Genomic DNA, 13,612 nt, shown 5'->3' with positions numbered 1-13,612 from the left:
ACGCCTCGCCTTTCGCAAGCCTTTGGGTTGCGCGAATGCGCGCAACCCGAAACGTCTCAGTCAAAACTGGGAATAATGTTTGCTTTATCGATGTCATCGATCGGCAACAAGAATTCATGGTCATCGACCTGGACCACCACATCCTGTTCTTCCACACCGCGAAGCAGGCCCTGGAAATTGCGACGGCCTTCGAAGGCGGTACGCAACTTGATCTTTACCTGATCGCCTGCATGGGCAGCAAACTGCTCCAGCGTAAACAACGGGCGATCCATGCCTGGAGAGGACACTTCAAGCGTGTATTCGACAGCGATGGGGTCTTCTACATCCAGAACCCCACTGACCTGACGGCTGACAGACTCGCAGTCTTCAACGAGGACGCCGCCTTCCTTATCGATAAAAATACGTAGCAGTGAGTGACGGCCCTGGGAAATGTATTCGATACCCCAGCATTGGTAGCCAAGCGCCTCGACCACCGGGGCCAGCAAGGCCTGCAACTGTTCTAGCTTGCTCGACACCTGAACCCCCTCGTGCATGCTTTTAAAATAAAAAAATGGGCGAAACGCCCACACTGGAAACGCCGCAAGAACGCGACGCATGTGCTGATCAGCTAACAAAAAGCCCCTGAACAGGGGCTCCGCTGAAACTGGTTGCGGGGGCTGGATTTGAACCAACGACCTTCGGGTTATGAGCCCGACGAGCTACCGGACTGCTCCACCCCGCGACATAACTGGCCGCAAAGTATACGGGCTCAGCTTCGAACGGTCAATCAACAGCTCTGGAACAAGAAAGCCCGCAAAATGCGGGCCTCTTGTATATGGTACCGAGAAGGGGACTCGAACCCCTACACCCTATGGGCACAACCACCTCAAGGTTGCGTGTCTACCAATTCCACCACCTCGGCAAAACTTTTAAATCCGTTACTTCTGCTCTTGAGCCGGAGGAACATCAGTAGTGTTCGAACCGCTTTTTTGCTCTTGGAGCACCGGAACATCATCTGTTGCCGGCTTCTGCTTCGGCGCTTCAATTACTGCTGGATCCGGGAGGCCTGCTTGGCTCAACTGGTGAGCTTTTTCTTTAGCAAAGAACCCTAAACCCAAGCTGGTAATGAAGAAACATGCCGCGAGTATACCAGTAAACTTGCTTAGAAAGGTAGAGGAACCTTGGCTTCCGAACACAGTATTTGAAGCACCTGCGCCGAAAGATGCGCCTGCTTCTGCACCTTTCCCCTGTTGCAATAGCACGAGCACGACTACACCCAGTGCACCCAACAGATGAAACACTACAACGACATTTTCCAGCATGTTGTCAGTTTCCCGCGGCGCGACAGATCGCACCGAACTCATCTGCATTCAGGGAAGCACCACCAATCAGCCCCCCGTCGATATCCGGCATGCGGAACAGCTCAGCCGCGTTGGCCGCCTTTACGCTGCCGCCGTACAAAAGCCGCACGCCTTGTGCGACTTCGGCATTCCTGGCTGCCAGCCTGGCCCGGATGGCGTGATGCACGTCCTGAGCCTGTTCTGGCGTTGCCGTCAAACCTGTGCCAATGGCCCAAACAGGCTCATAAGCGATGACAGCACGGGAGAATACTTCCACACCGAGCGAATCCATGATGCTGTCGAGCTGGGCGCCTACCACATCGAATGTTTGGTCGGCCTCACGCTCTGCCAGTGTTTCGCCGACACAGAGTACGGGAACCAGCCCTGCTTCCTGTGCCGCCTTGAACTTCTCCACCAGCACACTTTCTGCTTCGCCGAGGAGCTGCCTGCGTTCCGAGTGCCCGATCAGCACAAGGGTGCAACCGGCGTCCGTCAGCTGGCTGGCTGAAACCTCACCTGTCAGAGCACCAGGCCCGGACTGTGTTGCGAGGTTCTGCGCACCTACCTTTACAGAGGTACCCTGCAGCGCTTCAACCGCTTCGTTCACATGGAGGAACGTCGGGAAAATCGCGACCTCTACTGTCGCTGAAAACTCCTGACTTTTCAACCCCTTGAGCAGCTCCGCCACGCTGGCGCGGGTACCGTTCATTTTCCAGTTACCAGCTACCATCAAGCGACGCATGCTTTACTCCGTCGGTCAAAGTGGGCGCAGATGTTACCCAGAACAACCGCGAGTGGCAAGCCTTCAACACCGCATTATGCACAAACTTCTGCCACAACCCCGGCCAGCTCTTCTGCATACCGCCGTACCTGCGCCTCTTCGTCGCCCTCAACCATGACCCGCACCAAAGGCTCGGTCCCGGATTTGCGCAACAGTACCCTGCCCCGCCCGGCCATGGCCTGGGTGACACGCTCGCACGCCTGCTCAACAGAAGGGTGGCCTACTGGGTCCTGGTCGCTGCCGGCGTAGCGCACATTGATCAGCACCTGAGGGCACTTACGCAACCCGTGACGTGCTTGGGAAAGGGTTTCGCCTCGGCGCTTGAGTGCCAGTAAAACCTGCAGGGAAGCGATGATCGCGTCCCCCGTGGTGGTGTGCTGGGAGCACACGATATGGCCGGAGTTTTCACCACCCAGTGGCCAGCCACGCTCTGCCATCTCTGCGATCACATAGCGGTCGCCCACTCTCGCTCGCGTGAATGGAATGTGCTGGTCCTGCAAGGCCAGCTCTAGCCCCAGGTTACTCATCAAGGTACCGACCACGCCGCCTTCCAGCCGCCCGCGCGCCTTGAGGTCCCGCGCGATGATGAACAGCAGCTCGTCTCCGTCCACGATGGCACCGGTATGGTCGACCATCAGCACCCGGTCTCCGTCTCCATCGAAGGCAATGCCCATGTCCGCGTGCCCGAGCAGTACCGCAGCCTGGAGGGCTTCCATGTGCGTAGAGCCGCAGTTCTCGTTGATGTTGAGGCCGTCGGGTTGCGCCGAGATAACGGTGACCTGCGCGCCAAGCTCCCGGAATACGTTAGGCGCCACCTTGTAGGTAGCGCCATGGGCGCAATCCACTACCAGCTTGAGCCCAGCGAAGTCTGTGCTGCTGGGCACGCTGCTCTTGCAGAACTCGATATAACGCCCCGCCGCGTCGTTGATGCGCGATACCTTGCCCAGGTTGCCAGACTCGGCCACAGTCATGGGCTGCTCCATCAACTCCTCGATCATCAGTTCGATGTCATCGGGCAGTTTGGTACCTTGCCCGGAGAAGAACTTGATGCCGTTATCGTGATGGGGATTATGAGAAGCGCTGATTACGATGCCCGCTTCGGCATGAAAGGTACGCGTGAGGTATGCGATAGCAGGTGTAGGCATAGGCCCTAGCAGCATCACATCCGCACCTGCAGCCGACAGGCCTGCCTCCAGTGCCGACTCGAACATATAACCGGAAATGCGTGTGTCTTTGCCTACCAGTACGCGGCAGGCACCCAGCTTGCGGAATGCCATGCCAGCAGCCCAGCCTAACTTGAGCATGAAGTCTGGCGTAATGGGGTACTGGCCGACCCGGCCACGAATGCCGTCGGTGCCAAAAAACTTTTTGCTCATACGTGCTCCGTTCGTTCTTATTTCGCTGCGTTGACCGCTGCGATCATGCGCACCACGTCCAGTGTTTCCGCCACGTCATGCACACGGAGAATTTTCGCCCCCTTGACCATGGCCAAGGCAGCCAGCGCAAGGCTGCCAAACAATCGGCCTTCAATGGGTTTGCCCAGCGCCTGGCCAACGATGCTTTTGCGAGACACCCCTACCAGCAATGGCCGGCCAAGCGTGCCTAGGCGATCAAGCGCTTTGAACAGGCTAAGGTTGTGGGCGTGGGTTTTGGCAAAGCCAAAGCCTGGGTCTAGCACAACCCGGGACGCGTCTATGCCCACATTCTGACAGGCCAGCAGTCGATCGGCGAGAAAATCGACAACTTCACCGACCAGGTCCGTATAGGCAGGCGCATTCTGCATGTCCCCAGGCTCGCCTCTCATATGCATCAGGCATACCGCAGCCTGGGTGCCAGCGGCCGCCTCCAGGGCGTCAGGGCGACGCAACGCACGTACGTCGTTGACCAGCCCCATGCCCAGCTGTGCGGCCTGCGTGATGACCTCAGGGGTAGAAGTGTCCACCGACACGATCACATCCAGCTCGGCCACAATGGCTTCTACCACAGGACATACCCGATCGAGCTCTTCCTGGACAGACACGGGAGAAGCGCCAGGGCGAGTGGACTCCCCCCCTACGTCTATAAGCGCGGCGCCCGCCTCGACCATTTCACGTGCGCGCTGAATGGCGCGGTCCCGCCCATTGAAGCGGCCCCCGTCCGAAAACGAGTCTGGCGTGACGTTCAGGATACCCATGACATGGGTCTGGGATAAATCAAGAACCCGGTTGCCGCAAGGCAGCCGGGTCGAGTGCAGCGTAGAGCTCATGTAAAGCCTTAGTGTTGTGCGGCTGGGCCACCAATCGGCGCCTCTGGGCGCTCATTACCTTTGGCTGCAGTGCCTGAAGAGCCAGAACCACCTGTCCAGTCACGAGGTTCACGCACCGGCCTTCCGGCCATGATGTCCTCGATCTGATCGGCATCGATGGTTTCGTATTTCATCAACGCTTCGGCCATAACGTCCAGCTTGTCCCGGTTATCCGTGAGGATCTGGCCGGCCGTGGTGTAGCAATGGTCGATGATGCTGCGCACTTCAGAGTCGATCATTTTAGCTGTCTCGCCCGACAGGCTGCCATTCTGGCCACCGCCGCCACGACCCAGGTAGGACTCACCCTCGTCTTCCGCATACATCAGCGGCCCCATCTTCTCGGACAGGCCCCATTTGGTAACCATATTCCGAGCGATCTGGCTGGCGCGCATGATGTCGTTCGAGGCACCTGTAGTCACACCATCGAAGCCCAGCGTCATTTCTTCTGCGATGCGGCCGCCATACAGTGAGCAGATCTGGCTGATCAGTGCACGCTTGGACAGGCTATAGCGATCTTCCTCAGGCAGGAACATGGTGACGCCCAAGGCACGGCCACGAGGAATAATGGACACCTTGTACACCGGGTCATGCTCGGGAACGATACGGCCCACAATGGCGTGGCCAGCTTCGTGGTACGCCGTGTTGCGTTTCTCTTTCTCGGACATGACCATGGTTTTGCGCTCTGCGCCCATCATGATCTTGTCCTTGGCCAGCTCGAACTCACGCATTTCCACGATTCGCTTGCCTGAACGGGCGGCGAACAGGGACGCTTCGTTCACAAGGTTTGCCAGGTCTGCACCCGAGAACCCTGGTGTACCGCGTGCAATTACAGCCGGATCGACGTTTTCGCCAGCCGGCACTTTGCGCATATGCACTTTCAGGATCTGCTCGCGCCCGCGGATATCCGGCAGGCCTACTACCACCTGGCGGTCGAACCGGCCAGGGCGCAGCAATGCCGGGTCCAGCACATCGGGACGGTTGGTGGCAGCGATCACGATGATGCCATCGTTCATCTCAAAGCCGTCCATCTCTACCAGCAGCTGGTTGAGGGTCTGCTCGCGCTCGTCATGACCGCCGCCCATACCGGCGCCACGGTGGCGACCTACCGCATCGATTTCATCGATGAAGATAATGCAAGGCGCATGCTTCTTAGCCTGCTCGAACATGTCGCGTACGCGGCTGGCGCCCACCCCCACGAACATTTCCACGAAGTCCGAACCGGAAATGGTGAAGAACGGGACTTTCGCCTCGCCAGCGATGGCCTTGGCCAACAGGGTTTTACCTGTACCAGGCGGGCCTACCATCAGCACCCCACGGGGGATACGACCGCCCAGGCGCTGGAACTTGCCTGGGTCGCGTAGGAACTCCACCAGCTCACCGACTTCCTCCTTGGCCTCGTCACACCCGGCCACATCTGCCAAGGTGGTTTTGACCTGGTCCTCGGAGAGCAAGCGTGCCTTGCTTTTACCAAAGCTCATAGGCCCGCCTTTGCCGCCCGCCCCTCCTTGCATCTGCCGCATGAAGAACATGAACACGGCGATGATCACAAGAATGGGGAAGCTGGCGACCAATAGCTGGGTCCAGATGCTTTGCTGCTCAGGCTGCTTGCCTTCGACCACGACCTTGTTGTCCACCAGGTCGCCAATCAGGCCGTTGTCCTGAATAGCCGGGCGGATGGTCTTGAAGTTGTCGCCGTCGTTGCGCTTGCCGGTAATGACGTAGCCGTCTACCTGCACGCGCTCAATCTTGCCATCCTTCACTTGCTGGATGAAGTCGGAATAATTGAGGGTTTGCGGTTCGTTTGGGCTTGAGAAATTGTTCATCACCGTCACGAGAACGGCGGCGATGATCAGCCACAGGATGAGATTCTTTGCCATATCGTTCAATTCGCTACCCTCTGAAGCCAGTCTCTGGGACCTAGCGCCAGGCTTCGTATGATGTCCATCGGCCTAACTTACTACACAACCCTAGGCATGCGCAGAGGCTGCTTGTAACGCTTTGTGAAACTTTTGACTGCGCAATGCTCGCTTATGCTCCGCAGCAATCACCATTTGAAAAAAGCTATCGGCCACTGCGAAGCTGCCATGAGTGTAGCTGTCAGCCCTTGAAGCCGCGCGCCAGAAGGTATTGTTCGCGAGAACGGTCCCGTGACGACAGCGGTTTACGCATTTGAACCTTGTCGAATTGCTGCCGAACGGTCTTGAGGTAAGTGTCGAACCCTTCCCCCTGGAAAATCTTGATCAGAAAATCCCCGCCTGGCTTGAGCACCCGGCCAGCCAGGTCCAGCGCCAGCTCACACAGGAACATTGCACGGGGCATGTCCACTGCGCTCAATCCACTCATATTGGGGGCCATGTCGGAAATAACAAGGTCGAACGGGTTGCCACCTGCAGCTTCCAGAATTTGCTGCAGCACTGCATCGTGGGTGAAGTCCCCCTGGATGAAGGTGACATCGGGAATACTGTCCATTTCCAGGATGTCCGAAGCGATCAGCCGGCCCTGCCCGCCGATCAGCCGGCTGGTGACCTGGGACCAGCCACCGGGCGCCGCGCCCAGGTCAATTACTGACATGCCAGGGCGGATGAGCCTGTCCTTTTCCTGGATCTCCAGCAGCTTGTAACTGGCGCGCGAACGGTAGCCGTCCTTCTGTGCCATTTTCACATACGGGTCGTTGAAATGTTCTTTCAGCCAATTATGGCTTGTTTTGGAACGGGCCACTGGGCACCTCGAAGTAGGGCGGCGTGCGTGTCGCTGTGCGTAGCACCGTGCGCTCGGGTAAAATGGCCGCCATTTTCATACAGTTTCAATCAAAGGGTCAGGTTATGCCGCTCAAACCAGAGCAGAAAAAGCAGTACAAATCCATCGGTCACCACCTCAAGCCGGTATTGATCGTAGCTGAGAATGGCGTGACGGAAGGCGTCGCGGCAGAGTTGGAACGTGCATTGGCCGATCATGAGCTGATCAAGGTAAAGGTCAACATCCTGGATCGCGAAGAGCGCCTTGGCATGATCAATAGCCTGTGCACCGCAGGCCGCGCAGACCTGGTTCAGGTCATCGGCAAGATGGCCCTGGTGTACCGCCGCAATCCGCAGCCGAACAAGCAGCTTTCAAACATACATCGCTTCGCCTGACCAGGGTTCGCCGGCTGCGCCAGCTCCTATGGGAGCCTGGCATAGCCGGCGGGCAAGGTCAGATGTGCCGTACCTCGATAATCTCGTACTCGACGGTACCGCTCGGGGTTTTCACTACCACGATGTCACCCTCCTCCTTGGCGATCAGCGCCTTGGCGATAGGTGAGCCGCTGGAAATCTTCCGCGCCTTGATGTCGGCTTCGTCCTCGCCCACGATCTGGTAGACCACGCGCTCGTCCGTTTCGGTGTTGGCGATTTCCACGGTAGTACCGAAAATCACCTTGCCGGTGGGTTCGATGGTGGTGACGTCAATGATCACCGCATTCTGCAAACGACCCTCGATGTCACGAATACGCGCCTCTACCATGCCCTGCTGCTCGCGGGCCGCATGGTACTCGGCGTTTTCCTTCAGGTCGCCCAATTCCCGCGCCACGCCAATGTCATGGCTGAGCTTGGGGCGAACGACCTTGGTCAGGTGCAAATGCTCTTCTTCCAAGGCGCGAGCGCCTTGGACGGTCATGGGGTATTTGGTCATGCGTTGAGTCCTGCGTGTAGATCCTGCAAGCGCCGTACGGTCTTCTCAGGGCCGAATTTGAGCGCCTGGCAGATGGCTTCACCGGCAGCGATCGTGGTGGTGCAGTAGATCTTGTGCTGCAAGGCATTGCGACGGATGGAGTACGAGTCGGCGATCGACTGGCGCCCTTCGGTCGTGTTGATGATCAAGGTTACTTCGTCATTCTTGATCATGTCCACGATATGCGGGCGGCCTTCAGTCACTTTGTTTACCCGGCGCACGTTCAGGCCTGCTTCCTCGATGACCTTCGCAGTGCCCGCAGTGGCTACCACCTGGAAGCCCAGGTCGATCAATTGCCCTGCAACGCTGGCTACGAAAGGCTTGTCATCATCGCGAACGCTGATGAATGCGGTACCACCGGTCGGCAATACTTCGCTGGCGCCCATCTGTGCCTTGGCGAAGGCTTCGCCGAAGGTGTCGCCCACACCCATCACTTCACCAGTAGATTTCATCTCTGGCCCGAGGATTGGGTCAACGCCAGGGAATTTGGCGAAGGGGAACACCGCCTCTTTCACACTGTAGAAGTTGGGGATGATTTCCTGGGTGAAGCCTAGTTCCTTGAGCGTTTTGCCTGCCATCACGCGGGCGGCGATCATGGCCAGCGAGGTGCCGATGCACTTGGACACGAACGGCACGGTACGGGAGGCACGCGGGTTTACTTCGATCACGTAGATCTTGTCACCCTGCAAGGCCAGCTGCACGTTCATCAGGCCAACCACGCCCAGCTCCAGTGCCATCTTCTTCACCTGCTCGCGTACTTCGTCCTGTACATGAGCTGGCAGGGAGTACGGTGGGAGCGAGCACGCCGAGTCACCGGAGTGAACGCCGGCCTGTTCGATGTGCTGCATGATGGCGCCGATGACCACATCCGTACCGTCGCATACGGCATCCACATCCATTTCGATGGCGCAATTGAGGAAGTGGTCCAGCAGCACAGGGCTGTCATTGGACACTTGAACCGCGTCGCGCAAATAGCGCTTGAGCTCATCAAGCTCGTAGACGATCTCCATGGCGCGGCCACCCAGCACATAAGATGGGCGAACCACCAGTGGGTAACCAATAACGCCTGCGGCCCGAATGGCTTCTTCTTCGCTGCGAACCGTAGCATTCGGCGGTTGCAGCAGGTTCAGCCGCTGCACCATTTGCTGGAAGCGCTCGCGGTCTTCGGCACGGTCGATGGCATCCGGGCTGGTACCGATAATGGGCACACCTGCCTCTTCCAAGGCTCGGGCCAGCTTCAGTGGGGTTTGGCCACCGTACTGCACGATCACACCCTTGGGCTTCTCGACCCGCACCACTTCCAGCACGTCCTCGAGGGTCAGCGGCTCGAAGTACAAGCGATCCGAAGTGTCGTAGTCGGTGGACACGGTTTCCGGGTTGCAATTGACCATGATGGTTTCATAACCATCGTCGCGCAGCGCCAGCGCCGCGTGTACGCAGCAATAGTCGAACTCGATGCCCTGGCCGATACGGTTGGGGCCACCACCCAGGATCATGATTTTGTCGCGGGTAGACGGGTTGGCCTCACACTCTTCCTCGTACGTGGAGTACAGGTAGGCGGTGTCGGTCGCGAACTCGGCAGCACAGGTGTCCACGCGCTTGTAGACCGGGAAGATCTCCAGCTTGTGGCGATGGCGGCGCAGGTTCTTGTCGGTCACACCCAGCAGCTTGGCCAGGCGCTGGTCCGAGAAGCCTTTGCGCTTGAGGCGGAACATCAACTGCTTGTCGATATCGGCCAGGCCGAGGGTTTTTACCTTCTCTTCGTCCTTGATCAGGTCTTCGATCTGCACCAGGAACCAGTGGTCGATGCTGGTAAGGGCAAAGATTTCGTCACAGGTCATGCCCGCGCGGAATGCATCGGCCACGTACCAGATACGCTCGGCGCCCGGCACGGTCAGCTCACGCTTGAGGATGCTGTGGAACTCGGGGTTGCTGGGTTCTACCTTAGGGTCCAGACCACAGACGCCCACTTCCAGCCCGCGCAAGGCTTTCTGCAACGACTCCTGGAAGGTACGGCCGATGGCCATCACTTCACCTACAGACTTCATCTGGGTGGTGAGGCGGGCGTCGGCTTTGGGGAATTTTTCGAACGCAAAGCGTGGCAGCTTGGTGACCACATAGTCGATGGACGGCTCGAACGAGGCCGGGGTTTTGCCGCCGGTGATGTCGTTCTGCAGTTCGTCCAGGGTGTACCCCACGGCCAGCTTGGCGGCGACCTTGGCGATCGGGAAGCCGGTAGCCTTGGAGGCCAGCGCCGAGGAGCGGGAAACACGCGGGTTCATTTCGATCACGACCATGCGGCCGGTGTTCGGGCAGATACCGAACTGCACGTTCGAACCACCGGTTTCCACGCCGATCTCACGCAGCACCGCCAGCGAGGCGTTGCGCATGATCTGGTATTCCTTGTCGGTCAGCGTCTGCGCTGGGGCCACGGTGATCGAGTCACCGGTGTGGACGCCCATGGGGTCGAAGTTTTCGATGGAGCACACAATGATGCAGTTGTCCTTCTTGTCGCGGACAACTTCCATTTCATACTCTTTCCACCCGATCAGCGATTCGTCGATCAGCAGTTCCTTGGTGGGCGACAGGTCCAGGCCACGGGCGCAGATTTCTTCGAACTCTTCGCGGTTGTAGGCAATACCGCCGCCGGTCCCGCCCATGGTGAACGAAGGGCGGATGATGCACGGGAAGCCCAGGCGCTCAAGGGTGGCGTTGGCTTCTTCCATGTTATGGGCGATGCCGGAACGCGGGCATTCCAGGCCGATGGCTTTCATGGCCTTGTCAAAGCGCGAACGGTCTTCAGCCTTGTCGATAGTGTCGGCATTGGCGCCGATCATTTCCACACCGAATTTCTCCAGAACGCCTTCGCGCTCCAGGTCTAGCGCACAGTTGAGTGCGGTCTGCCCGCCCATGGTCGGCAGCAGTGCGTCCGGGCGCTCGGCTTCGATGATCTTGGCAACGGTCTGCCATTTGATCGGCTCGATGTAGGTCGCGTCTGCCATGGCCGGGTCGGTCATGATGGTGGCTGGGTTGGAGTTCACCAGGATCACCCGGTAGCCCTCTTCGCGCAGGGCCTTGCAGGCCTGGGCGCCAGAGTAGTCGAACTCACAGGCCTGGCCGATAACGATCGGCCCCGCGCCGAGGATCAGGATGCTTTTGATGTCTGTACGTTTTGGCATGGTGGTCACTCAATTCCGCATTTCGGTCGGCAGGCCCGGGTGAACAGGCTGCCTCGAACAATCAAGGGCGGCACCGGGCCGGCCCGCACAGGTGTGGGGCGGCCCGGGCGTGCAGCAGTTAGCGGCGCTTGGCCATCGACTCGATGAAGCGATCGAACAGTGGCGCAACGTCGGTCGGGCCTGGGCTGGCTTCCGGGTGCCCCTGGAAGCTGAACGCGTCCTTGCCGGTAATCTCGATGCCCTGCAAGGTGCCATCGAACAACGACTTGTGGATGGCGCGCACGTTGCTGGGCAATGTGCTTTCGTCCACCGCAAAACCGTGGTTCTGGCTAGTGATCATCACCACACCGGTGTCCAGGTCCTGGACCGGGTGGTTGGCACCGTGGTGGCCAGTGTCCATCTTGACGGTGCGCGCGCCTGCTGCCAGCGCCAGCAACTGGTGGCCCAGGCAGATACCGAACACCGGCGTGTCGGTTTCCAGCACGTCTTGAATGGCCTTGATGGCGTAGTCGCACGGCTCCGGGTCCCCAGGGCCGTTGGAGAGAAACACGCCGTCCGGCTTGAGCGCCAACACTTCGCTGGCTGGGGTCTGGGCAGGTACTACTGTAAGGCGGCAACCGCGGGCCACCAGCATGCGCAGAATGTTCAGCTTCACGCCGTAGTCGTAGGCCACTACGTGGTAAGGCAGTTCTTCATCCTTAGGTTGGGCATGGCTGTCGGTCGCCAATGCCCATACACCTTCACGCCACGGGTAGGTTTTCTTGGTGCTGACCTCTTTGGCCAGGTCCATGCCCTTCAGGCCTGGGAAGCCGCGCGCGGCAGCGATGGCCGCCTCTTCAGTGATGTCGTCACCGGCCAGGATGCACCCGTTCTGGGCGCCTTTCTCCCGCAGAATGCGCGTGAGCCGGCGGGTGTCGATACCGGCGATGGCCACTACGTTATTGGCTTTGAGGTAGTCGGACAGCGACTGGGTGTTGCGCCAGTTGCTCGCAATCAGCGGAAGGTCGCGGATCACCAGGCCCGCAGACCATACGCGGTCAGCTTCGGCGTCCAGCGCCGTGGTGCCGGTGTTGCCGATGTGAGGGTAGGTGAGCGTGACGATCTGCTGGGCGTAGGAAGGGTCTGTGAGGATTTCCTGATAGCCGGTCATGGCCGTATTGAAGACCACCTCTCCGACGGTCTGGCCGTCGGCTCCAATCGCTTCACCGCGAAAGATGCTGCCGTCGGCAAGGGCGAGTATGGCTGGCTTAGTCAAGAAGACCTCCGATAAATCTAGCCTGAAGGGGCGATCGCAGGTTGTAAAAAAGCGGAGAGACGTATAGACACGTCGCCCCGCTTCTTCATCGAATTATCTGCGCGCTTTTAGTGGACACACTAAAGCTGTAGCTTACAGAAAAGCGACATTTTGGTCCACCCATCGCACGCTTTTAATTATAGGACCCCTCAGGCTCTGCCACTGCTCCACGGATCAACCCTGCCACGTATTTTAACAATCTGTGGATTGGCCAGCTCCTGGTAATACAGGTAACTCAGCACAACACGTCGCGCACCGCCATCGTCAAGATCAAGCGGCCCTTGCCGTAACGCAGGCCAATCACCCGGGCCAATGGGCTTGATCGCTTCATTACCCCACACTGATGCATGTTGCCGCTCGATAGCCTGCTCGAACAATGAGGGATCACGCAAGGGCGCATACCCCGGAATTGCCTCGAAGCCTTTGGCACTGGCTTTGACGCGTTCAGCGTTACGCGTCATTACACCAAAGCCGCCCTGAGAACCGGAGAGGTGAGTACCCAGGGCTTTGTACATCAGCGTGGGATCCGTCACTTCACTGGTAGCGAAACGCAGCACCCTGCCTTGGCCTGGGCCAGCATAGCGTAACTCAAGAGCACTATAGACTGACTTTACGGATTTCGATTTCGAGACGAATTTGCCCAGGAGGAAACGCCAGGTGTCTCCTTCGTTGTCCCGCCTGTTTACAGGGTCGTCATCACAATAGGCATATGCGTTCAGCCCACCTTGCCCGAAAGGGCTAACCGCGTCTGGGGAAACAAAACGCCCCAGCGTAGGGAGATAGGCTCGGTAGCCATTACCTAACACATAGAGGGAGGACTCGTTCAATTGGCCCGCAAACCCAGCTTCGCCTCGTTGGCTAGGTACATGACCAAAAGGCGTATAGACCCGAAGCGCTTGTCCACGCCTAATCACGGATTGGGCCATGTCGGTCGCTAGCAATGCGGCTTGCGGGCTGTACTGACGCATCAGAGCACTCCAGTGTCGTTCACGCTTCAATTGAAGCATGTAAGGCCACTGGGTGAACCTGACAGAAATGCCAGGTTGCACC

12 protein-coding genes and 2 tRNA genes are annotated in these 13,612 nt (G+C 58.7%); 1 reads left to right on the top strand and 13 read right to left on the bottom strand.

Translation table 11 applies throughout. The annotated features are described in order from the left end of the window. Nucleotides 1-56: 56 nt before the first annotated feature. The 9 genes from rimP to rlmE all read right to left on the bottom strand — a co-directional run bounded on the left by rimP (nucleotide 57) and on the right by rlmE (nucleotide 7,102). The gene (gene rimP / locus HBH25_RS19740) at nucleotides 57-515 is read right to left on the bottom strand and encodes a ribosome maturation factor RimP (protein WP_168085651.1); all 459 of its coding nucleotides are present in this window, start codon (nucleotides 513-515) and stop codon (nucleotides 57-59) included. Between the two features lie 129 nt (nucleotides 516-644). Continuing rightward, nucleotides 645-721, bottom strand: a tRNA-Met gene (locus tag HBH25_RS19735). A gap of 94 nt (nucleotides 722-815) precedes the next feature. Next, a tRNA-Leu gene (locus HBH25_RS19730) sits at nucleotides 816-901 on the bottom strand. A gap of 16 nt (nucleotides 902-917) precedes the next feature. Further along, nucleotides 918-1,301: a preprotein translocase subunit SecG gene (gene secG, locus HBH25_RS19725; protein ID WP_168085650.1), complete on the bottom strand. Its 384-nt coding sequence runs from the start codon at nucleotides 1,299-1,301 to the stop codon at nucleotides 918-920. 4 nt (nucleotides 1,302-1,305) lie between these two features. Next, nucleotides 1,306-2,061 carry a triose-phosphate isomerase gene (gene tpiA / locus HBH25_RS19720; RefSeq protein WP_168085649.1) on the bottom strand — a complete coding sequence of 252 codons (756 nt, stop codon included), beginning with the start codon at nucleotides 2,059-2,061 and terminating at the stop codon, nucleotides 1,306-1,308. Nucleotides 2,062-2,135: 74 nt separating this feature from the next. Continuing rightward, nucleotides 2,136-3,476: a phosphoglucosamine mutase gene (gene glmM, locus HBH25_RS19715; RefSeq protein WP_168085648.1), complete on the bottom strand. Its 1,341-nt coding sequence runs from the start codon at nucleotides 3,474-3,476 to the stop codon at nucleotides 2,136-2,138. A 17-nt stretch (nucleotides 3,477-3,493) separates the two neighbouring features. Next, complete coding sequence (gene folP, locus HBH25_RS19710; RefSeq protein WP_168085647.1) at nucleotides 3,494-4,345, bottom strand: dihydropteroate synthase; 852 nt, start codon at nucleotides 4,343-4,345, stop codon at nucleotides 3,494-3,496. Between the two features lie 8 nt (nucleotides 4,346-4,353). Beyond that, nucleotides 4,354-6,261: an ATP-dependent zinc metalloprotease FtsH gene (ftsH, locus tag HBH25_RS19705; protein ID WP_168085646.1), complete on the bottom strand. Its 1,908-nt coding sequence runs from the start codon at nucleotides 6,259-6,261 to the stop codon at nucleotides 4,354-4,356. A gap of 220 nt (nucleotides 6,262-6,481) precedes the next feature. Then, complete coding sequence (gene rlmE, locus HBH25_RS19700) at nucleotides 6,482-7,102, bottom strand: 23S rRNA (uridine(2552)-2'-O)-methyltransferase RlmE (RefSeq protein WP_168085645.1); 621 nt, start codon at nucleotides 7,100-7,102, stop codon at nucleotides 6,482-6,484. Between the two features lie 104 nt (nucleotides 7,103-7,206). Here rlmE and HBH25_RS19695 point away from each other — a divergent pair, with 104 nt between their 5' ends. Continuing rightward, on the top strand, nucleotides 7,207-7,515 hold the full coding sequence (locus HBH25_RS19695; protein ID WP_168085644.1) for a YhbY family RNA-binding protein: 309 nt from the start codon (nucleotides 7,207-7,209) through the stop codon (nucleotides 7,513-7,515). A gap of 58 nt (nucleotides 7,516-7,573) precedes the next feature. On the opposite strand, the gene greA is transcribed toward HBH25_RS19695, so the two are convergent. The 4 genes from greA to HBH25_RS19675 all read right to left on the bottom strand — a co-directional run bounded on the left by greA (nucleotide 7,574) and on the right by HBH25_RS19675 (nucleotide 13,530). Beyond that, entirely contained in the window at nucleotides 7,574-8,050 is a 477-nt protein-coding gene (gene greA, locus HBH25_RS19690; RefSeq protein WP_168085643.1) for a transcription elongation factor GreA, read from the bottom strand. Next, a complete protein-coding gene (carB, locus tag HBH25_RS19685; RefSeq protein WP_168085642.1) occupies nucleotides 8,047-11,268 on the bottom strand; it encodes a carbamoyl-phosphate synthase large subunit in 3,222 nt (1,073 codons plus the stop codon). The genes greA and carB overlap by 4 nt, the downstream gene beginning before the upstream one ends. Before the next feature lie 118 nt (nucleotides 11,269-11,386). Next, nucleotides 11,387-12,523, bottom strand: a complete 1,137-nt coding sequence (carA, locus tag HBH25_RS19680) for a glutamine-hydrolyzing carbamoyl-phosphate synthase small subunit (RefSeq protein ID WP_168085641.1) — start codon at nucleotides 12,521-12,523, stop codon at nucleotides 11,387-11,389. A 188-nt stretch (nucleotides 12,524-12,711) separates the two neighbouring features. Continuing rightward, on the bottom strand, nucleotides 12,712-13,530 hold the full coding sequence (locus tag HBH25_RS19675; protein WP_229631977.1) for an RHS repeat-associated core domain-containing protein: 819 nt from the start codon (nucleotides 13,528-13,530) through the stop codon (nucleotides 12,712-12,714). Nucleotides 13,531-13,612 lie beyond the last annotated feature (82 nt).

The organism is Pseudomonas quercus (assembly GCF_012033695.1).
Taxonomy (GTDB): Bacteria; Pseudomonadota; Gammaproteobacteria; order Pseudomonadales; family Pseudomonadaceae; genus Aquipseudomonas; species Aquipseudomonas quercus.
This window is presented reverse-complemented; position numbering and strand designations above follow the sequence as displayed.